14 protein-coding genes are annotated in these 22,991 nt (G+C 34.6%); 6 read left to right on the forward strand and 8 right to left on the reverse strand.

The window, feature by feature from the left end; genetic code table 11:
* The 3 genes from B8977_RS14725 to B8977_RS14735 all read right to left on the reverse strand — a co-directional run.
* A partial coding sequence (locus B8977_RS14725) for an immunoglobulin domain-containing protein (RefSeq protein ID WP_143736545.1) occupies positions 1 to 3,134 on the reverse strand: 3,134 nt, incomplete at its 3' end.
* A gap of 179 nt (positions 3,135 to 3,313) precedes the next feature.
* Positions 3,314 to 4,636: a transcriptional regulator gene (locus B8977_RS14730; protein WP_143736547.1), complete on the reverse strand. Its 1,323-nt coding sequence runs from the start codon at positions 4,634 to 4,636 to the stop codon at positions 3,314 to 3,316.
* A gap of 565 nt (positions 4,637 to 5,201) precedes the next feature.
* Positions 5,202 to 5,384, reverse strand: a complete 183-nt coding sequence (locus B8977_RS14735) for a hypothetical protein (RefSeq protein WP_159447505.1) — start codon at positions 5,382 to 5,384, stop codon at positions 5,202 to 5,204.
* Positions 5,385 to 5,582: 198 nt separating this feature from the next.
* Here B8977_RS14735 and B8977_RS14740 point away from each other — a divergent pair, with 198 nt between their 5' ends.
* From B8977_RS14740 to B8977_RS14755, 4 genes are all read left to right on the forward strand, one after another.
* Positions 5,583 to 6,632, forward strand: a complete 1,050-nt coding sequence (locus B8977_RS14740; RefSeq protein ID WP_084019048.1) for a serine hydrolase domain-containing protein — start codon at positions 5,583 to 5,585, stop codon at positions 6,630 to 6,632.
* Between the two features lie 74 nt (positions 6,633 to 6,706).
* Positions 6,707 to 8,386 carry a CocE/NonD family hydrolase gene (locus B8977_RS14745; RefSeq protein ID WP_084019049.1) on the forward strand — a complete coding sequence of 560 codons (1,680 nt, stop codon included), beginning with the start codon at positions 6,707 to 6,709 and terminating at the stop codon, positions 8,384 to 8,386.
* 63 nt (positions 8,387 to 8,449) lie between these two features.
* A complete protein-coding gene (locus tag B8977_RS14750) occupies positions 8,450 to 9,286 on the forward strand; it encodes a LytR/AlgR family response regulator transcription factor (protein ID WP_084019050.1) in 837 nt (278 codons plus the stop codon).
* Positions 9,287 to 9,501: 215 nt separating this feature from the next.
* A complete protein-coding gene (locus B8977_RS14755; RefSeq protein WP_084019051.1) occupies positions 9,502 to 10,683 on the forward strand; it encodes a dioxygenase family protein in 1,182 nt (393 codons plus the stop codon).
* 148 nt (positions 10,684 to 10,831) lie between these two features.
* On the opposite strand, the gene B8977_RS14760 is transcribed toward B8977_RS14755, so the two are convergent.
* From B8977_RS14760 to B8977_RS14775, 5 genes are all read right to left on the reverse strand, one after another.
* On the reverse strand, positions 10,832 to 14,038 hold the full coding sequence (locus B8977_RS14760) for a S8 family serine peptidase (RefSeq protein ID WP_084019052.1): 3,207 nt from the start codon (positions 14,036 to 14,038) through the stop codon (positions 10,832 to 10,834).
* A 405-nt stretch (positions 14,039 to 14,443) separates the two neighbouring features.
* Positions 14,444 to 15,415: an HlyD family secretion protein gene (locus tag B8977_RS14765; RefSeq protein ID WP_084019053.1), complete on the reverse strand. Its 972-nt coding sequence runs from the start codon at positions 15,413 to 15,415 to the stop codon at positions 14,444 to 14,446.
* Positions 15,416 to 15,473: 58 nt separating this feature from the next.
* Entirely contained in the window at positions 15,474 to 15,668 is a 195-nt protein-coding gene (locus tag B8977_RS15045) for a hypothetical protein (RefSeq protein WP_143736549.1), read from the reverse strand.
* Positions 15,669 to 15,869: 201 nt separating this feature from the next.
* Complete coding sequence (locus B8977_RS14770) at positions 15,870 to 17,417, reverse strand: vitamin K epoxide reductase family protein (RefSeq protein ID WP_084019054.1); 1,548 nt, start codon at positions 17,415 to 17,417, stop codon at positions 15,870 to 15,872.
* Between the two features lie 26 nt (positions 17,418 to 17,443).
* Positions 17,444 to 19,675, reverse strand: coding sequence for a peptidase domain-containing ABC transporter (locus tag B8977_RS14775; RefSeq protein WP_084019055.1), 2,232 nt, complete (start codon positions 19,673 to 19,675; stop codon positions 17,444 to 17,446).
* A 423-nt stretch (positions 19,676 to 20,098) separates the two neighbouring features.
* Here B8977_RS14775 and B8977_RS14780 point away from each other — a divergent pair, with 423 nt between their 5' ends.
* Both B8977_RS14780 and B8977_RS14785 read left to right on the forward strand, forming a co-directional pair.
* Complete coding sequence (locus tag B8977_RS14780; protein ID WP_159447506.1) at positions 20,099 to 21,424, forward strand: tetratricopeptide repeat protein; 1,326 nt, start codon at positions 20,099 to 20,101, stop codon at positions 21,422 to 21,424.
* Positions 21,425 to 21,589: 165 nt separating this feature from the next.
* Positions 21,590 to 22,991, forward strand: a 1,402-nt coding sequence (locus B8977_RS14785; RefSeq protein ID WP_084019057.1) for a hypothetical protein, incomplete at its 3' end; no start/stop codon positions are given.

The raw sequence follows: 22,991 nt of genomic DNA on the forward strand, positions 1-22,991 counted from the left end.
ATCGTAATTGTGTTTTCCGTCGTTTTGATCTCCGTAATGGTCGGCGGCGTCGAAAACCTGACTTCTATGTTTCTGCTCAAATCACAGGGAACGCCGTTGATCTGAACCGTTAAGGTGTAAATTCCTTCTTGGGTAAAGGTAACCTCTTGCGTGGTGCTGATGATCTGGTTGTTTTGATTTTTCCACTCGTAACTGTCAAAGCCGTCAGGTGCCGAATATGTAAAACTGTCGCCTTCACAGATGATGAGTTCTTCCTCCAGGTCCATGTCAGGATGCGGATAAACGGTGACATTTAAATCAAAAGGCTCTGAACAAAATTCTGCATTTGGCGTGAAAATATAAGTGGTTGTGCCTTGTAAATTGGTGTTGATCTGTGCCGGAAACCAGGTTCCTGAAATGCCATTATTTGATGTGGTTGGAAGAATTTCCGGTGTTGCATTCAAACAATAATTTTGAATTAAATCATCAAATTCAGGTGTTATAATCTCTGTGATTTCAATTGTAATTTGAATTCCTTGTGCACATTCCAAATCAGGCGTGAAAGTGTAAGTTGTTGTTCCTAAATTTGATGTATTAATCACTGCAGGGAACCAGGTTCCGCTGACGTTATTGTCGGAAGTTGTCGGGAGAATTATTTCTTCTGAATTTAAACAATATTGCGTTTGGATGTTGAATGTTGGTATGATTTCATCTAAAATGGTTATTTCCAAAATGAATTCTTCGCCACAAATTCCATCCGGAGTGAAAGTATAAATTTGGGTTCCCGCTGTGGTGGTGTCAATTTGAGCTGGAAACCAGGTGCCCGGAATCCCATTGTCAGAAACGTTTTCAAGTGCCTGGGGAATTACCCCTAAACAATATTCTTGTTGTAAATCAAATGCAGGAATTAAAGTTTCAAAGATTTCTACCGAAAATGCAAACGGTTCTGAACACTGATTTTCGTCCGGTGTAAACATAAAATTCTGAATCCCGGCAACTGAAGTGTCGATTTGATTGGGAGTCCAGGTGCCGGTGATGCCGTTGTCAGACTGCGTTGGAAGTGTGATCAATTCATCACTTTTACAATATTCTGATTCTAAATCAAATATTGGTTCGATCGAGTCTGTGACCTCAATTTCCAAAGTAAATTCATCTGCGCATTGATCCGGATCAGGTGTGAATACAAAAGTCTGAATGCCCAAAATTGAAGTGTCAATCTGGCTTGGAGACCAGGTTCCAGAGATATTATTTTCTGACAAATTTGGCAAATCAATCAGCTCATTACCAACGCAGTATTGTTCTTCCAAATCAAATTCAGGAATGATGGATTCTACAATTTCTACCACAATTTCCTGACGTTCGCCGGGGCAGCCTTCGGCGCTCAAAACTTCTACCCAGTAACTCGTCCCCGAAGTTAAGTTTGGCGTTATAAATGGGTTTCCTGTGAAAATTGGTGTTGTTCCTGCTAGAGAATCGTACCAATTCACCGTGTTTCCCGCATCTGTCGTTACTTCTAATTCTGCTGATGTATTGATACAGATTTCAACATTTTCAAATGTGAAAGTAGGGAGTTCGTTGACTATAATTTCCACCGAAATTCTTTCTGAAGCGCAACCTTCTAAGCTTACTGCTTCTACCCAATAAGTCGTCCCCTCGGTTAAATTTGATGTGGAAAAATTATTTCCTGTGAAAATCGGTGTTGTGGAATTTTGTGAATCGTACCAATTTACTGTAAGTCCTGATTGGGTTTGAGCTGTCAATGTGATTGATTCTCCTGAACAAACATTTTGCGATGAATCGATTGTAAGGGTTGGTATCAAACCTACTGTGAAACTGATAGAACTTACAATTGGCGAACAATTGGTACCCATAATTATTCGGACATAAATGGTATATGTTGTTCCTGCCACAATTGGAAAGTTTTCAGGACTTGTAATCGAATTTCCTGTATTTCCGTTTTGAGCATCCGTTTGGTTTAAATAATATTCAAAATTGTATGAATTATAATTCGCATCTGTCAGTGATTCGCGGAAATCTTCCAGATTAAGATTTCCGTTGGTTTCTTCCAGACAAATCAAGGGATGCTGGATATTTTGTGGTGTAAGATTATCAGCTACTACAAGATTTAATTCTTTGATGACATGGCATCCGAATTCATTTCTGATTCTTACGTAAACTGTAGCTGATTCACTTAGGTAAGATAAAGGGCTTAAAATTTCCTCATTTATGTTTTCATTTTGCGCGCCTTGTAGGCTTCTGTAAAATTTAATCGAATAATTTTCAGGGTCATTAATTATATTTTCAAATGCTTCAGTTAAATTAAAAAATCCTAAATCATTTGGATCTCCACAATAAAACAAAGTCGGAAATTCATCTATTTCAGGGAATCCGTTAACATTTAATTTGATATCAACTGCTTCTATAAAACCTCCAGATTGATTTTCCAAACGTGCATAGATAATATTAGGATTGTTGGCAGTATAAGCGGTGTGATTTCCTGTGAGTAGTCCAATACCGGTTCCGTTTTGCGCATTGGTCAGTGTGTCATAAAAGCTTACATTGTATTCCGGATATCTCGTTTGCTGAATATCCAAAGCGATATCATTTAAATTAAAATCTTCCTGACCATTTCCATCACCGTCACATAAGCTGTAAGTAAAAGTACAACTCAACTCAGCATTTCCTCCAAAGCTTAATGTATAACCTTGGTCATCATCCATGTATCGATCAATCGCAATGATGATCATATCGCCCGGCTGAACTTCATAATAACGTACCATTCCTGGTTCGGGATAGCCTGTTGAGTTTCCTCCTTCACAGAGTTGGTTGAGTTCTGTTAATGAAAGCCCTAAACTAAAAACATTCGTTAAAAAAGGGTTGTTTTGTGAACTTCGGTCTGAGTATCCTAAATTAGATGGATCAGGATTTAACCAAGAAGCAAAATCATAATCCACTTGAGCATTGGGTGTAATCGTAAACGTGAACGTTGTTCCCGATTCAATAATAATTTGGTAAAATTCTATGTAAGTGGTTAATGGTTGCCAGTGACAAGAAGTGTAGATATCATTATACTCCGTTTCTATGGGTGCTCCTGTAGATATACTTTGGTTACTGCAAATAAAGTTGAGATCGCCAAAAACATTTTGAGATTTCACGGAATTAAATTGACAGAAAAATAATAAAAGGAAAAGTAGAATTTTGAACATCATGAATAAGACTGAATGAACCAAATGTAGTGTGAATCAGACATTCAGTGGTGAATTATAGATTATCAAAAAATACTCTATCGGTATAAATCGTTGTTTTTGAGGTTTTTGTAAAATAGATTTTTGGCTTATAATTGTTCAAACCAGAAGTAAATGTCAATATTATCCGGGATTTCAAATCTTTTTCGGATGCGGTATTTTTTATTTTGCACAGTTCTGGGCATTATATTTTTGTACTTTGCTATCTCTTTCGTAGATAATTTTAATTTCAAAAGGGCGCAAAATTCTAATTCGCTTTGGACCATCGAATTATTTAATGATTGAAGCTTATAGGCAAAATTGGGAAAAGTTTTCTGGAACTCTGCCATAAATGCGGTATCATTCTTCTTGACTAAATCAATTAGATTTTTAAAAGATTGATCCGTAACTTCGGGTAGCTGAAACAAGTAATCCTCGCTTGCAGTCTCCTGTTTTTTGAGCAGTTTATTTTTGTTTCTGTAACGGATAGAGACAATTGATAAAGTTAAAATGATAAAAGCCGAGCCTCCTATAATCAAAATATAAATGTTGCTTTTGTCGTTAATTTTATTTCGTTCTATGATTTTATGTAAGGAATCATTCTGATTTTCAACTACTTTTATATTTATATCTTTCAGCTTATAATCATATTCGCGTTGTTTTTGTTCATTCCCCATACAGCTATAGGAATCAGAAAGTTTTTTGTAAAGGCTTGCTACGTTCATAAAATGGCCGACAGAAGCGAGTTTTTCAGCTTCATTGAAACATCTGACTGCCTCCTGATAATTTTGATTATGAAAATAATATCCTCCCAGAGTTAGGTAATTAATGAATTTAATTTTTTCATTGATTTCATTTTGATTTTTCATCAGATTTAAAGAAGCTTCTGCATAATATTTTGCTGAATCAAATTTTTCAATGCGTGAATATGCATTTGCTAAATTTCCAAAATCTCTTATCTGGCTTTCTTTTCTATCATCTGGATTTGAGATTTTTTTCTGTGCTTTTGTAGAAGCCAGAAGACTTTCGATTTCTTTTTGCGTATCTCCTATGGTTGAATAATAATTAGCATAAGCAATGTAGAGTTTTGAGCGTGAGAGGAACAATTTGTCTGATTCATCATCGGTTTTATCAAGTGTTTTATGTCCTTCATCCAGTTCTGATAATGCATCATCATAAAACTTATTTAAGCAGTAAGCATCGAAGAGATAAAGGTTAGCTTCAGTCTGCATGTAGGGGTTATTATATGCTTTGGCTTTTTCTTTCAGTTCTTTCGCGCTTGAAATTAATTTATCAAAGTTTATATCATGGTAGTAATAAAAAATTACTCGTTGTTTAAGCAGTTCAAGCTCCTGATCTGCAAATCCCAATTTATGGGCTTGCTTAATTAAATCTGTTGTATTGGCAAACGCTTCCTCAGGATGACTATTCAATAGCTCCCGATTAGTTTTTATTTTACGTTTTAAATCAATTTGTCTTTGCTCTATGTTTTGATTATTTATTTGTTGCCCCTTCAAATCAGTCAAAGAACAAAATGAAAAGATTAATACCAGTAACCAATAAATTTCCCTCATCAAACAATGTAATCGATTGAGGGCAAAATTAAACATTTATAAATATCAAAAAGCAGGATTTTACTTGAAAAGAGGAAGATTATTTATACATGATAGAAATGCGAGTTTTGATATTCTTTGAGATTAAAGATTTTATGAAAAATACCCTCAATCTCTTAAAAGAATGACGGCATTATTTAATTGAATTGCAATAGTAATCAAATTGCTTATGAGTGAATTAGGGGAAAACCTAAAGCAACCAATTAATTTAGTTTCTCAGAAAATCCTGATAAATACCAAACACATTTCCGAATTCTTCTGTCAACTCATAATTGCTGAATTCATATTCTTCATTTAGTCCTGAAGGGTTGACAAACTGATTTCTCCGTAACGAACCACCGGAATCTGGTAATTCCCTTTGAATCTTTTATCCGGCGTTCCCCCATCAAAACTCCATACAGCTTCCTCCAAAAAACAAAGAAAAGGCTTCTGTCGGTGATATAGTAATTTTCCTGCGCTGAAAAACGACCGTGTGTTTAATAAGGATTTTTAGGGTATCATTTTCCCTGTAAAATGCTACATCACCAGATATTTCGTCATTCTCATAAGAAACTTTGATAAAATCCATTTTATTTTTTGCCAACTTATCAGCCAAGGCTTGATAGTGCTTCTAATGATTTAAACGGAAGAAGATTTTTATTTTATTCTGAAATATCCGGACAATTAACAGTTTAAAAAAGTTATTGATGAAGGATGAATATATAAAATAGTAATTTGTATAACATAGTATTATATTAAATTATATATTTGCTTCAAATTGCTACATATGCTAAAATTATTTTGTGCGTTGATCCTTACACTTTTGTCTTATTTTTTATCAGGGCAGGGGTTTGAAAATAAAATTGATAGTTTGATACTTACTGAGTTTAATGAAGCAAATGTGCCGGGTGGTGTATTTTTGGTTGCCAAAAAAGGGAAGGTGATTTACAGAAAAGCTTTTGGGAGATCAAATTTAGAATTAGGAACTGATATGGCAACGCAATCGATTTTCCAGATAGGCTCCATGACCAAACAGTTTACAGCTGTCGCCATCCTGATGTTGGAGCAGCAAGGAAAATTAAATGTAAATGATCCGGTTTCAAAATATATAGCTGATTTTCCCAATGGAAATAACATCACTCTTCATCATTTGTTGAATCATACATCAGGAATCAAAGATTTCACAAAGATGAAAAGTATTTCAGATATTGCACAAAAGCAAATGAGCCCGATGGAGATGGTAGGTTTTTTCAAGGACGAGCCTGTTGACTTCCAGCCCGGAGAAAAATTTGAATACAACAATTCAGGTTATGTACTGCTTGGTTATATCATAGAAGCTGTTTCGGGTAAAACCTATGAAGAGTTTATAAAAGAGCATATATTCGATAAAGCCGGGATGCAGAATTCTTTTTATGCTACTGACAGAAAAATCATTAAAAACAGGGCATACGGTTACCACCAGAAAGCCGATGGTTATGTCAACAAAACGATAATTAATTTTAGTGTGCCCTATGCTTCCGGTTCTTTGATGTCAACTGTAGATGATATGTTCAAGTGGCAGGTAGCTCTGAAGGGAAATCTTTTGCTTAATGAAAAGCAGACCAAAAAAGCATTTAGCAAATCCCGGCTTAGTAACGGAGAAATGATAGAATATGGCTATGGCTGGCACCTGAAAGAAATTAACGGGATGGAATCAAGGGAACACGGCGGCAGTATATTCGGTTTTAAATCGATGGGTGTATATATTGCTGAAAAAGATATTTATGTCATCGGACTCAGTAATTGCGACTGTAATTCACCAACTCAAATCGTCAGGGATATTGCCGGTTTGTTTTAATTGTTTCAACCATAAAATTTTCTTTGCTTATTTTTGAATTTAAGAAGAAAAACTGCACTATAAAAAACTAAAAAATGAAATATTTAATTTTTGTCCTTTTTGCTCTGATGAATGCTATAATTATGTCCGCCCAGCAAAAAGAAAACAATAGCAATGGTTACATCATTAAGGACAGTGTTCTGATTCCGACACGTAGTGGTATTGATATTTCAGCGATCATTGTACGCAAGGAAAATAGTACCGAACCACTTCCTGTATTGTTATTTCATACAACCTATCATCAGGGTGTAAATGATGCCAACTTCGGAAAGCGTTCTGCTGACAGAGATTATGTGGGTGTAGTATCGTATAGCCGAGGGATAAGAACGAGTATCGACAATTATCAACCTTATGAAAATGAGGTGACCGATGTATATGACATCATTGATTGGATAAGTAAACAGTCCTGGTGCAATGGTAGCGTTGGAATGTTTGGAGGAAGCTATACCGGTTTTTCCCAATGGGCAACGGCTAAAAATATTCATCCTGCTCTGAAAACAATAGTCCCGCAAGTGGCTGTTATGCCGGGTTATGATACTCCTATGGAAAATAATGTAGAGATGAACTTAGGCTTTTATTGGTCTCATGATAACATTTATAAAAAAGAACCAATAAGCAGGAGCCTACCTTTTGAATGGTTTGAGAATGGTATTGCTTTTAAGGATCTCGATAGTTTAGCCGGTTATAAAAATCCAATTTTCCAAAAGTGGCTGTCGCATCCGGATTATGACAATTACTGGCAGTCTATGGTACCTACAGCAGAAGAGTATGCTAAAATTAATATTCCAATCCTAAGCACTACGGGATATTATGATGGTTCACAAATCGGAGCGTTTCAATATTTTAAATTACACAGTAAATACAATAAAAACGCGAACCATTATTTTGTGATAGGACCTTATGACCATTGGGGAGCACAAAGAAAACCCGCAAAAAACTTAATGGGTTATGAAATAGACAGTGTAGCGGATGTAAGCATGATGGAATTAGCATATGACTGGCTTGACTACATCCTGAAAAATAAATCCAAACCTGAATTACTCAAAGATAAGTTTAATTATCAGGTTATGGGAGCAAATGAGTGGAAACACGCACCCGGGTTAGAAAGTATCAATAACGATACACTTTTATTTTATCTGGATAATACATCACTTACCATTAAAAAACCAAGAAAGAAAGAGTTTCAAACGCAGACTGTAGATTTTAATGACAGGGAAAATCAGAATAATTACTTTACACCTGAAATCATCTTTGACACCTTGGATGCAAGTAATGGTTTAGTCTTTAAATCAAAAGTTTTTAAGGATGATTTTTTGATGAATGGCTCTTTCACAGGGGAGTTGTTTACAACGATCAACAAGAAAGATATGGACGTCTCAATGGCATTGTATGAGCTAATGCCCGATGGAAAATATTTTTTTCTAACTCGATATATTGGCAGAGCAAGTTATGCCAAAGACAATACCATTAGGCAATTATTAAAACCTAATGAAAAAGAAAATATTCCCATAAAAAATACACGTTTTGTAAGCAAAAAAATTAGTAAGGGAAGCCAATTGGTAATTTTACTTAATATCAACAAGCATCCTTTTGAAATCATCAATTACGGTTCAGGCAAACCTGTAGCAGAAGAAAACATAGAGGATTCAATTGAGCCCTTACATATAAAATGGCATAACGAAAGCTATATTCAAATACCTATTTGGAAAAATTAATCTTACATACAACAAGGTTATTTTTTTTAACAATTTTGTATTTTAGTGGTTGAAATAAAAAAAATGTCTGTTTTGAAAATTCAACAAACCTACGAGGGGATTCAGGAAAAGAAAAAATTGATTTTTATCTCTTTTCTGGCCGTAATGCTAATCATAAACGTTTTTGTAGATTATCTATTTACCCTGCTTAGGAACAGCTCATTTTATATTTCTGAATCACTGTTGTTTAGCAGTTATTGGATAATATATGTTCCTGTGTTGTTTCTTTTTTCAAAATTTATAAAAAGGACAGAAAAGTCAGAACTAAAATTAACGGGTACAATTGCTGTTATTGCAATACATTTAATTATCTATCCTGCATTGGTCTGGCTCATTTCATATTTGTTCTATGATCATACATTTTCTTATTGGCAGACATTTAGTTTTGCCATATCGACTTATTTTATAAAAACGGTCATTATTTACGGATGCTCTTTGTTAGCTTTTATTCTTTTGAATAAAAAAACTCAATTATCATTTATTTCCACAGAGGAGGAAAGAGAGAAACAGAAACAAAATTTCATCAATAGTATACAGATTTCAGACAATAACAGAAAACTGTTATTAGCAGTAGATGAAATACTTTATTTTTCAGCCAATTCGCCTTATATCAACATTTATCATCCTGCCAAAAAATATCTTTATAACGGAACTTTAAAATCCTTGGAGGGTCAATTGAACGAAGGTCAGTTTGTCCGCATTCATAAATCCTGCATTGTCAACATCTATAAGATTTCATCTATACAATCCAGGCAAAACGGCGATTATGATATAGCCCTATTAGATAAAACGATTGTAAGATTAAGCCGGAATTATACAAAGAATTTTAAGTTAAAGTATAAGCTAAAAATGAAAGACTAATTTGCAGCTAAAATTTAAACCTATATTTTTTATTAAATCTTCGCGTAACTGATGCGAGTTTAATTGATTTTTGATAAATAATTTTTTTAGCAAGAAAATTCTGGTTTAAGATTTTATATGGTAACATCAGCTTACCGTAAAATAAACTCCGCTTGCCTCATATTGTTTGGACACTTCCCTTTTCCCTGTGCATTTTTACGGAAAATATTTAAGAAATGAAAATAAGGATTATTTCCAAATGGGTATGTTTTTGCTCAGTTTTTATTAGCTGCAAAGGACAAATAAAAGAAAATCTTCAGGAAAATAAAATCGTTGGCGGTGGTTGCGAGGGTTGTGAATTGATGTACATAGGAATTCCTGAAAATATTTCAACAGAAAGTACCAGCAATGGATGGACTGAGGGAAGGCAGAAGTTAATGATTGTAGGGAAGGTTTACCAGCGTGATGGCAGGACTGCTGCGAAAGATATAATAATCTACTATTGGCATACAGATGAAAACGGTCTGTATTCTTCCAAAATAAATACCCCAAAAGATGCAAAGGAGCACGGACATTTGAGAGGTTGGGTCAAGTCAGATGAAAATGGAAATTACAGAATAAAAACTTCAAGACCTGCGCATTATCCCAATGAAAATATGGCTGCACACATTCATTTATCCATCAAAGAACCTCAAATAGAAAATGAATACTTTGCAGACTTATATTTTGATGATGACTCTCAATATTTGCAGCATAAGAAGAAATATGGCAAAGCAGACCGTGCGGGAACAGAATTATTAAGAGTTGTAATAGATAATGATATTCAGATAGCGGAACATAATATTATCCTTGGACTAAATATTCCCAACTATCCTGAATATATAAAAAGCTTGGCTAAATCAGGATTAAATATTGGTGAGGATCAACCTTCATTCATACCTTATCACGCTTTTGGTCCCGATAAAGGAACACAAACCTGTCCAGTTTGCAAATACGGGCGCTATCATGGTATTGTGTATTTTGTAGGCAATAGACCTGATTGGGAATCCATAAAAAAATGGCTTGAATTTTTAGAGTTGGAAAGCGAAAAACGCAAAAAATACCTCAAGGTCTATTTTGTTTACGGAAATCAGCAAGATTACAATAAAAGTGATCGTCAATATGAATTAGAAAAATTAGGAAAAGAGCTCAATATTAAAAATACCGCTCTGACTTTTGTTCCGTCATTTTCAGATAAAGGGACTGAAGCAGATCTTAATAATATAAACCCTGAAGCGGAGAACACTTTCATTATTTACAAGCATCGTGTGATTGTAGATAAATTTCTAAACCTTAAAGCCACCAACGAAAATTTTGAATTGTTATCAACTGCTCTGGACAAGACAAAAGGGGAGTACTTTCATTTATCGGAACCTTGAGTACTCAGCATGAAGGGTAAGGGTAATTATTGTAAGCTTTGTTTAGGTTTTATCAATTTTTTTGCTCTCTCTTTCCTTTATTTTGAATTATAAAAAACCGCAACGAAATAAATTCGAAGCGGTTTTAGTAATTAAGAAAATTTATAAATTATCTTTTGATAAAGCGCTCGGTTTTCGATTTCTCACCGATCATAAGTTTCAGAACATAGGTTCCGGTTTCTAATCGTGAAACATCTAATTTGTCCGTATACATTCCTTGCATCAACACTCTGCCGTGCATATCCACAACTTGGTAAGTCTGTGCTTGAAATCCGTTAAGAGATACATTCAATATATCTTTTACAGGATTTGGATATAATTTCAAATGATTTTGCGTTTCATCTGTATTCGTAGAAGCATAATCACTGTAATTATTGTTGGATTGGTTTGTACAGAAGTTTGTGGATTGTGAAGAACTGAAAGTTCCGCCACTTGCTAATACCGTTGTGCCCTGTTTTAAAGAATAAGACCCGTTTCCGTACGAACAGCACATTCCATCGCCATACGCATCGTAGAACACCAATGTGTAACAGTCAGGAGCCAAATTCAGTGGAATATTTAATGTCGAACCGTCCGCTTGTGAACCATAAGTTCCTCCGGAAGCAACTATGGTACTTCCTTTGAGAATTCTCCATGATGTTTCTTCCGGATAATTATCAAATGTAATGGTCAATAACAATTGAGAATTTGCAGCCAACGTCGTTACGTTCAAAACATTGCTTGACGAAGAAACATTTCCGACAGCATCTTTTGCTTTTACAGAGAATGAATAAGCGGTATTAACCGTCAATCCCGTCACGTTTGCTGTAGTGCCCGTTACCGTTCCTATGTTGGTTGAACCTGAGAATATGTCATATCCGGTCACACCCACATTATCTGAAGAAGCGGTCCAGTTCAGAGTTAATGAAGTCTGAGCTATATTTGAAGCTGTTAAATTAGCAGGCGCAGTCGGTGCTTGTGTATCAGCCGCCGTTCCGCCGATAATAATTGTATAATCTTCTACTTCCCCGTAGGTAAAGGTTTCGCACGGATTCGGAACTGCATTGTATTTCATGGAAACACGCATACGTGTTGGTCCATCCACTGCATTCGCCGGAATAGTAAAGGTTCCGCTTACTGTAGCAGCATTGGTTGGTGTTCTGGACCACACTAACTCGCCTGAATCTGTAAAATCGCCGTCTTTGTTATAATCAATCCAAACCGCATATCCTTCGTTGTATGAAGTACTATTCCATTTCGGGGTGATTGTAATCGTATAAGCCTGAGATTTTGATAAATTCGTTGATAAGTTCGTGAAATCTGAATAGAATTGTGCTCCGGAGGGATTATTAATGGTATTCAACTGAACTCTTTGGATGTATTCGTCATTTGTATTGGTACTTGCAGAACCACAATACTGGGTTTGAACTTGGGTCGTTGTAAAGTTTACAGATGCTGAATAAGCCGAAGTCGCTCCTCCATCACATTTACTTCTCACTTGGGCTTCGTATTGTGAATTTGAAGCCAATCCGCTCAAAGATTTAGAAGTAGTCGTTTCTGAACTTGTAATCCAAGTGGACGCACCGACCAATCGATAACGGAAATCGTAGGATGTACCTGTTACAGCAGTCCATGAAAGAGAAGCAGTAGAACTTCCCACACCATTTACTGCTAAACCGGTAGGGGTAGTGGCTTCACATTGAACCGGAATAGCCGAAACACCTGTTATAATTAAAGAATAATTCTGACTTCCTCCTGTCAAAGAGCCTTTGTGCGATACTGTAACCGTATAAGTTCCGGAAGCACCTGAAACATCGACTCTTTCAAACGGATCCAAATTATTATCCACTTTTCCGTTGGTTGTAATTCCTGTTAATTTCCATGGAAGAAAGGTCGTACTGCCTTTTGTAATTCTCAAATCCAAATCATTTACCAATTTTGGTGTGGTAGAGTTGGTTTGGGTTGTGGCAGTCCCGGGACGATCTGTCCAGCTGATTGATGCTCTTAATTCATTGACTCCGTCTGAATCTACAGTAAATTGATAGGTTTGCCCACCAGTCAGAGTTAACTCCTGCATGATGGTTCCGTTTCCTTTATTGGTAATGGTTTCAGCTGCTCTTTTTGCATTCAGCAGTCCCCAACCGAAAATTGCATCCGGTCCGGCAGAACCGGCATCATCTGCCGTGTGAAGCACAAGACCTTTTAAAGTCGATGCCCGCATAAAGGAAGAATTCAGGTTGTTATAATGTTGTTGCAACAATAATAGCGAGCCGGCAACATTTGGCGAAGCCATAGAAGTTCCGGTAAGCGTTCCATATGCTGTATTACTGGTTTCGTACGTGGAATAAACCGATGTGCCGTTTCCGGTAATATCCGGTTTGATTCGGTAATCATCGGTCGGTCCTTCACTACTGGAACTGTTGATTGTCACACTGATCAAATTTCCGTTGTTATCCACATTCGCATCATTGGCATTGGCCACCACCAAATTGTTTTTCGAAGTAGAGTGACCTGTCAACTTATCGTAAGCCGAATTACCCCCCAGCGGTGCACCGTTGTAATTGGTGCTTCCATCATTTCCTGCTGCAACCACCATTAAATAATAAGGAGCATTAAATAATAAATTGTCCCAGTCTCTGGAATCTGTAATATAAGCTCCGAAATAATAATCAGGCACCATACTGGAGTCAAATCCATACGAATGGTTGGAGATCAACATACCGTTAGCAGCAGCGGAAGTGGCTTCTGTAAGGTCGTTGTTCCAATCATAGCCAATTGCCTTCGCATGGGGTGCCATCCCTTTAGCATTTGCAGTTAGACCTGAAGCGATAATTGTTCCCGTCACATGTGCAGCATGATAATGCATGGCTGTTGTTCCGTCTCCGATCGTGAATCGGTCTGTACCTCCGGCTCCGTCATATTCCTGGTGGGTGGTTCTTGCCAAACCACCATCCCAAATATGAGCTGTCATATTTTGCCCCATAAGGTTCAGTCCTAAAGATCCTCCCGCATTCAGGTGATTGGTTCGTGTGGAACGAGCCGCGCCTACGTTAAAGGTTATGTAATAAATCAGTGAACCATCCGGTAGAATTTTTTGAAGTTCTTTGTAGGTTCCGTTTTCCTCTACAATCAAAGGAATGTTTAGCGAACCTGCTAATTCCCTGACACGCTCCCTTTCCGAACCCATGTTCTGATGATACTCGTTTTGTAAACGGAGTAATTCGTTCAGATCATACCGGTCGGTAATCTGTTGCTTCTGACTCAGCGTCTGCCCTCCCGCGAACTGCCAAGCGACCAGCATCAAAATGATGCCGGCTTTGAGTAAAAATTTGTCCATAAATCCTAATGTTAATTGTTAAATACAATTTACCACCTTTATTTATAGCAATTACAGTGTTATTCTCTATTTAAGTGAAAAATACCAAGAATTAGGGATAGGAACTAAATCTTACACTATTTAAATTTTTGTCATAAAACATTCGAAATTATAAGTAAAATTCCTAAATAATCTGTTTTATATATAATCCAAAATAAAATTCAGCTGAATTAAAATTTTGTTACCGAAAATGAACGGAATTTATATGTGAAGTTTTCTGACATTTTGGTTTAAAAATAGCTAGTATAATTTTAAATATTTTGTTGCTACTAAACAGCACGTAACCAACCAATTTCAAAATAATTTTTGGAAGATTTGGATTGTTTTTATGAGGGATAACGCTATATAGTTTTCTGAGAGATATAATCAAAATATTGGTTTAAAATTATTTAATATCCTGTCGATTAATTTTATATCTTCAGTAATAATTTCTGCCGTTCCAATCATTTCGCTATTGTATTGCAAATCATAGTTGGCAGAGGTTTTTAAATCATTCACTAAACTAATTTCTACAGCATATTTACCATTAGAGTCCGGTTTTGAATCTATGGTTTTTACTCTTCCCTCAATTAGACCATATTGCTGAAATGGAAAGTTAGCCAACTTTATATGAACTTTTTGAGAAGGAGATATCTTGTCTTTGTCTTGAGATGAAACAGATCCGACAGCATATAAACTGTTATAATTATTAGGTGAAATGACAAATAAAACTTCTTGAGATTTTATAAATTGACCTTTTACCAAATATTTATTAAAATGGATTTCTCCATCAATTTCTGATTTAAGTAAATATAATTTTTCCCAGTCTGCTAACGCAAATTTTAAATCGTCATAAGTTTGAATCAATACGATATATCTCGTTACATCCTGAGGATTTTTTTTCATTTCTTCATAAGCTCTGGCAAACAATACGTATTTGGATTTAATTTCTCCTAAAGTTAAATTCTGGGTTTGCTCAATAGGAAAATAAAAAACATTAGCATCGTATTGAACCTTTTCCAAAAGATTTTTCAAAACCTTAATATCATTATATTCAGCTGTTGACTTTAGATTTCCTACTACTTGTTCTTTACTTACCCTGTCGTGATTTTTTACAAAAATACTGTCTATAGTTCCAGATTTCTTAGCGTCAATCACTGCTATAGATTGTGTAGACTTAATACTGACATTAGAAGTTATTGTTTCAGGATACTTTATAAAAAAACAAGCTATTATAAACATTATTAAAATGCTGAAAATAATAAAAAGCCCCCATCTGATGATCCATTTTGGAGGATTGCTCATTATTTCTTGTAATGATTCAGACCGGTTTTGTATTTCCTCTATTTTTTCTGACATAAAAAAAAGTACTATTCCAAAAATAGTACTTTTAAATATTTAAATCAAATATTTACAATCAAGGACAAATGGGCTGTGTTCCATTATTACAATATGCATTACATGGAATATTGTAATGACAACCATTTGCCATCAGGCATACACCATACCCGGGAGGCGGAGGAGTAGGTTTTACACATCCACCTGATATGGATTTCTGACTTTCTTTGCTCAATTCCTGAGCGCCGACTAAATTTAAAATTGATTTTTTCATAATAAAAGTATTTATGTTAAAAAGTTAAACATTCACATTAAATACCCTGCATAACATTTAGATAAGTAAATTTTCTAAATCTAAAATTAGATTAATAAAAAATGTATTTAAAAAATGTTTTTTGGCAGGTAGTTGAAATCATTCTTAATTACTAAAATATAAATCTATGAAATAAATATCTAATTACAAATATTTTATGAGTTAATTTTCATGTTCAATAAAATATTTTAGATCAGATGTTTGAAATTCTAAAGGAAGCAAATGATTTTGGTAGATAGTTGCCGGAGTGTAATTTATTTCATTGTTCCTGCACCAATAATACTGCTTGCGAAGAATATTATTAGACTCTTCACTTTCCTGAAAATTATAAGATTTATTCCATAAGACTATATCTAATCCGCTTTCATACCATTCATTGAGAGCTGTTAAAGCCGCTGCATTTCCTTTTTTTAATAATATATCTATTATTGTACGACCTACCTTCAGGTACTCATTTTCTTTATTCTCAGGATTTAGATTAAATAAAATTTTAATATGTTGGTTATCCGGACTAGTATTCGCCAATTCATTATATGTTTTAAACGCACTAATACAATGATGGCATGATGGGCTTAAAACTCCATAAATCATACTATCCTCTGAAGCTCTTCCCAATTCTAGGCCTGGTATTTCACTTAAATCATCTGTGTAAAAACTTTTTTCGTTTTTAAGTAAGCTTTGAAATATTTTTTTATTTCTCTTCAGCTTAAGAAAGTCAATTTCTAGATTCTTTAGCTGACTTAGTTTTTTTAAACGGGATTTTGTTCCTAACCATAAAAAACTCATGAGTGATAAATAAAGAATTAATACAAAAATTGAGTCAATATTAAATGTTGACAAACCACTGTAGATAAGTACAGTAAACTGAATTGCTAAAATAAAAATAATGCTTAAACATAAAAAACACCATTTTTTAATGACAAATGCCTGGTAATACAACGAATAAATTGAGAGTACAATACTAAAAAATGAATTTATTAAAAATATGTAATCAAATACATCAATTCTATTTAAACAAATAAGGACAAGGGAGCTAAAGTAGATAATACATAAGTCCCCCAGACTTATAGTCCCTGCAACAAATGATCCTTTAGAAGTAATGACATCAACACAATCAGAGTTTTTTCCTGAATTACATATTTTACGAATTGTTTCAGAATGCAGTCCTAAGTCTTCACGTACAATGAAAATACTTACAATCAAACCCATGATTGATGTGGAAAAAAAAATGATAGAAGAAACGGAAGGATTAGAATTGAGAAAATAAAGGATTGCAAGTAGAGATGTTAAAGTATACCCTAAAACCATCCAGTTATTATAAATTGATTTTTTATTGTCTTCTGATGATTCGTTAGGGTCAATTGCCACAACTATTTGTTCCCAGATCTCCAGAAACAAATCTTTGCTAATTTTTTTAATCTTATTTGCCGATGAATAAATGATCTGCCCATCAGACTTTTTTTTAACATACACTATAATCTGACGATTATTTTCATTTACTATAGCCAGAAAAGTTTCCGGTAGATTATCAAATTCTTCTTTTGGCACTTTTGCGCTAACACTTTCGATATTTAAAAAACTAAAAGTATCGGTTATAGAATATAAACTTGGGTGATCAGGGTGGGAGGAAATCTGTTTGTTAAACTCATCGCTTGATATAGCATATTTATTATCGTTTAGGAATTTAATAATATGTTTATAATCATTCATAGCAATGAGTTTTTAGTTTTTGAAATTTAAGATTTTCTGTTGATCTTTTCCAATTCAAGCTGATTTTTTACAAGATTAAAATAGGAACCTTTTTTCTCCAAAAGTTCTTGATGGCTCCCGGTTTCAATGACATTACCATTGTCCATCACAATTATTTGATCTGCATTTTTTACTGTGCTTAAACGGTGCGCTATAATAATTGCTGTTTTCCCTTTCAGAAATAAGTTAAGATTCTCCATAATTGTTTTTTCATTGTTCGCATCCAATGAAGAGGTTGCTTCATCAAAGAATAAGATGTTAGGATTCTTGTAAACGGCGCGGGCAATCATCAATCTTTGCTTTTGGCCTCCACTCATCCCTATTCCTTCGTTTCCAATTTTGGTGTTGTATCCCAAAGGAAGATTTTCTATAAAATCCTCGATATTGGCAATCTTTAAAGCTTTTTCAAGTTTTATTTTGTTTATCTGGTCATCTCCAATAGCAATATTTTGTGCTATTGAATCATTGAATATAAAACCATCCTGCATAACAACACCACAATTGGCTCGCCATGCTTTCTGTGATAAATTCTGCAGATTAACGTTGCCAATCATTATTTTACCATTATCAGGGCTGTAAAATTTCATTAATAACTTCATTAATGTAGTTTTACCACTTCCAGATGTTCCTACTATTGCAGTGATTTTCTTGTATGGAATTCTGCAATTTATGTTTTTAAGTACTGAATCAGCAGATCCTATATACCGAAAACTTAAATCATTTATTACAATATCTTCTGCCGGAATATCCTGCTCGGTATCTTCAATTATTGTTTCCTCGTCTTCTTTATTATGAACCTCATTTAATCTTTCTAAACTTATTTTAGCGTCTTGTATCTGTTGGATAAAGCCGACCACTTGGGTGAGAGGACTATTCAACTGACCTATAATGTACTGGATTGAAAGCATCATACCCAAAGTCAATTCCCCGCTGATTACTAGGCTGGCTGACATAAATGTTATAAATATATCTTTTAGTTGATTTATAAAATTTGAACCTACAGTTTGTGTTTGTTCTAACGCTAGGGATTTCATGCTTATTTTGAAAAGCTTAACCTGAACAAATTCCCAACCCCACCTTTTTTGTTTCTCCGCATTATGTAATTTAATCTCCTGCATTCCATTCACCAGTTCCATAACGGTGCTCTGTTCCTGTGCAATTTGTGAAAATCTTTTATAATCTAACTCTCTTCTTTTCTTTAGAAAAAAGAAAATCCATCCAAAATATAAAAGGCTTCCTGTAAAGAAAATAAGTAGAATTCTAAAATCATAATAAGCCAGCACTGTGCTGAACACTATGATATTAATGAGGGAGAACAAAGTATCTAAAGAAGATCCGGTAAGGATTTTTTCAATTCTGTTATGATCATTAATTCTCTGGAGTATATCACCTGTCATGCGCGTATCAAAGAAGCTTATAGGCAGGTTCATTAATTTTATAAAAAATTCTGAAACAAGAGAAATACTGATTCGGGCGCTTAAATGGAGCAATATCCAGCCCCTGATTATTTCAATAGACATTCTTCCTATAAAAAGCATTATCTGAGCTAAAAGAATCAGGTAGATAAAGTTGATGTCCTGATTTTGAATCCCGATATCAACAATGCTCTGGGTCAAAAAAGGAAAAGCCAGCGTAAGGAGACTTCCCGCAGCTAAACCTAAAATTAATTGAAATATCAGGGCTTTATATCGGAAAAAAAATTTAGATAGATAAAGAAAGTCTCTTTTGCCGCTTTGTGTTTCTTCCGTCCAATTCTTTGACTGAAAAGTAGGAGTGGGCTCCAAAATTAATGCAATCCCTTGCTTGGATGTTTCATTTGCATCTGATCCAATCCAATTTTTTAAGAACTCATCTACGGGATAATCAATAAGTCCGTAACTTGGATCAGAAACTTTCACATAACTTCGAGAAGATTTTGAATTATATTTTATGTCATATACAACTACAAAGTGCTGTTTTTCCCAGTGTACAATACATGGTAGGGGAACCTCATTTACTAGTGTCTCAAAATTAATTCTGACTCCTAATGTTCTGAACCCTAATTTTTCTGCAGCATCACTTAATCCTAATAAACTGCTCCCTTCTCGAGTTGTTTCAGAGAGTTTACGAATAATTTGTAAAGGAATTAATTTTCCATAATACTTCGCAACAATTCTCAGACATGTTGGTCCGCAATCTTTACCGTCAGCTTGTATGAAAACAGGAAATTTTTTCTTCACCTTGTGTAGCAGAATAAATACAATTATACAAATAAAACATCAAAACTAAATAGTAGGGCATAAGAATAAATACCAATGATAAAAGCTCTGGGGGTTTTCCTGGCTATTCAAACAATTCTTTTTTAAAGAGCTTTAATGGAAATTTACTGTAGTCTTAAAGTCAAATTTAGATTTGATATTCATTGATGTTTTTTATTTTTTTCATTTATACTTCTGGATTAATTTTTTAAATGATAATCTCTTAAAAAGTTTAACTTTACAACATAGATATTTGTATTTGAGGGCTTTTTTATGAATATGAAACCTAAGCTTTGGATATTCTTTTGTACTTTTTTGATAACTTCTTTTTCGTTTGCTCAATTTGATGATTCTAAAGGAATCAAGACATTAGAGGGAAAAGTTCGGGACAATTATGAATTGTTTTTGAAAGACCCTGAAAGAGCTTTTCCAGAGATTGATGAGTTAATGAACGAAGCTATCGAGAATAAAAATAAGGAAGTAGAATTAAATTTGCTCTCAAGAATTTCTTGGTATTATATCAATAAAGATTTACCAAAAGCAATTGAATTCTCTCAACAATTAGAAGTAAAAGCTAAAGAATACGGAGATGTTTTTTATGAGGCTGTAGCACATCAGATTCTTTCAAACATTTATACAAGAAGCGAGCTTCCTGATAAAGCATTGAAGGAATTTGAAATAACCATTAAATTATTAAGCAAAGCAGAAAATAATTCTAATAAGCAAGAAATCATCCATGCAAAGGTAAATGCTTTCATTTGTGCAAACGATGCTTATAAATTAAAAGCCATGAATCGTGAAGCTGCAAATATGCTTTTGCTTGCAAATCAAGAAATAAATTCATTTGAAGATCAGAATGCAAAACAATATTTCTTAAGGGCTAACTATACAAATCTAGGAGGGGTATTTCTTAATCTCGATATTGATTCCGCAGAGTATTATATCAATAAATCTTTCCAGTTATCCGAAAAAAATAGAAGTGAAGACGCAATACAATTCAATAATTATATCATTCTGGGAGACGTAAATATTGAAAGAAAAAATTTTTCTCAGGCAATTTTAAATTATCAAAAAGCTGAGAAATTGATTCCAATGGTAAATCCTTCCATGGAAAATCAGGGACTGGTCTTTGAAAAACTGGCTGATGTTTATAAAAAAACTGATAGTTTGGAGAAAGCAAATTATTACATGCATAAGTGGAAGGATGTTCGATTTGATTTGGAAAAAAATAAAAATCAATCACTTCATAAAATTATTGATGATAAGATGCTGGAAGAAAAAAACTATTCAATTTATATTATCATTGGATCTGCGATTATTTTATTGATAATGATAGCATTATTATTCCGGTCGCGTAAAAAGAACAAATTGTTACTAAAGCAAGAAAAAGCTAGTGAGGAATATCTTGAAAGAAATACTAATTTGAAAATATCTGATGAAGAAACACTTTCTCAGTTAGTTCAAATGGCAAAAAATAATGACCAGGCTTTCATGCCTGCTTTCCATGCGGCATTTCCTGATTTTTTAGGGAAGCTACAATCAATTCACTCTCAAATAGTTCCAAGTGAAGTCGAATTTTGTGCTTTTATGAAATTAAATCTTTCAACTAAAGACATAGCACGATACAAAAGTATCGAACCAAAATCAGCTCAAAATAAAAAATATCGTATTAGGAAAAAGCTCAATATTCCGGACGATACTGACATTTATTTTTGGTTCAGCACATTTTAATATTTTACTTTTAGGTTAAATTTTGTGTTTTAATTAAATTTAATTATTTGATTATAAGTTATTTGGTTTAGTGAGGTATGTGAGAGGATGTTGTTTTCTATTGTTTCTTTGAAAAGAAAAATACATTTGCAGGCATACAAGTCAAACTAAAAAACACATAACACAATGAGGAAACATTTATTTTATTTATTACTGTTCTCGACATTATTTACCCAGGCACAAATAACGCCTGAAATCGAGTGGTCTAAAACTTTGGGAAGCACTTCGATGGACGTTGGAAGAGGAGTAGTTCAAACATCTGATGGTGGATATATAGCTTTTGGTCAGGTGATGATGGGAGATGCTGATGTAACAAATTTTAAAGGTGGTGTAGACTATTGGATAGCTAAAACGTCTGTTACAGGTGAATTGGAGTGGGAAAAAACTTATGGTGGAAGTCTTCTTGATTTTGGAGGAGATGATCAAATTTTGAAAATCAGGCAAACTCAGGATGGAGGTTATATTTTAGGAGGAACCAGCAATTCCGATGACGGGGATGTTACTCATAACTACGGTATGGAAGACATATGGTTGGTTAAAATAGATTCTTCAGGAAATATCCAATGGGAAAAAAATTATGGAGGAAGCGGCGAAGATGTATTTCGTGATATACAGCCAACGGACGATGGCGGATATATTTTAACAGGTAGAACAACTTCATCCGATGGTGATATAAATAGTGAGTATATTGAATTAGGAGCATATACTACCGCATGGGTAGCTAAATTAGATGACTCAGGAAATATAGAATGGAGCAATGATATAGGAGGATATGATACTTTTTTTAATGAATTTTTCAGCATATATCCAGTATCAGATGGCTATGTTGCCACCGGTTCGTCAGATGGCGTAGGCGGGGATATACCTTCTGATGGCCGGGGAAGTTCTGATTTTTGGGTGGTTAAAATGGATATCTCGGGCCAAGTTGTTTGGTCTAAATTATATGGGGGTCCCAGTATGGATCAGCCATCGAGTATAAGACCAGCGGATGATGGAGGTTACGTAGTGGCTGGCTATGTAAGTCAATTGGGCGGAGATGTAACCGAGTCTTATGGGGGACAGGATATATGGATACTTAAACTGAATAATGATGGAAATTTAGAATGGCAGAAGTCCATAGGAGGAAGCAGAGGTGAAGGTATACAGGAAATACAGACAACTTTAGATGGAGGATATGTCGTGGGAGGATATACCCTTTCTACTGATGGGCACTTCGAGGAAAATGCAAGCAAAGGAGAACAAGATAAGTTTTTGTTGAAAATTAATTCTACCGGAGACATTGTATGGACTAAAACATTTGGTGGAAGTTCGCATGATATTCTGTGGGGATTTGAAATAACTTCAGAAGGAGGATTCATTACAATAGGCTCTACCAATTCAATAGACGGAGACTTGGTAGGAAAAGAAAATAACGATTTTGATTATTGGATAGTTAAACTAAGCCCTGACTGTTTGGTTCCGGAATTAACAATTGACACGACACATACCATTTGTGTGGGAGAAGAATTGACTTTGACTGCCGATGCAG

It is taken from the genome of Moheibacter sediminis, from assembly GCF_900176425.1.
GTDB lineage: Bacteria > Bacteroidota > Bacteroidia > Flavobacteriales > Weeksellaceae > Moheibacter > Moheibacter sediminis.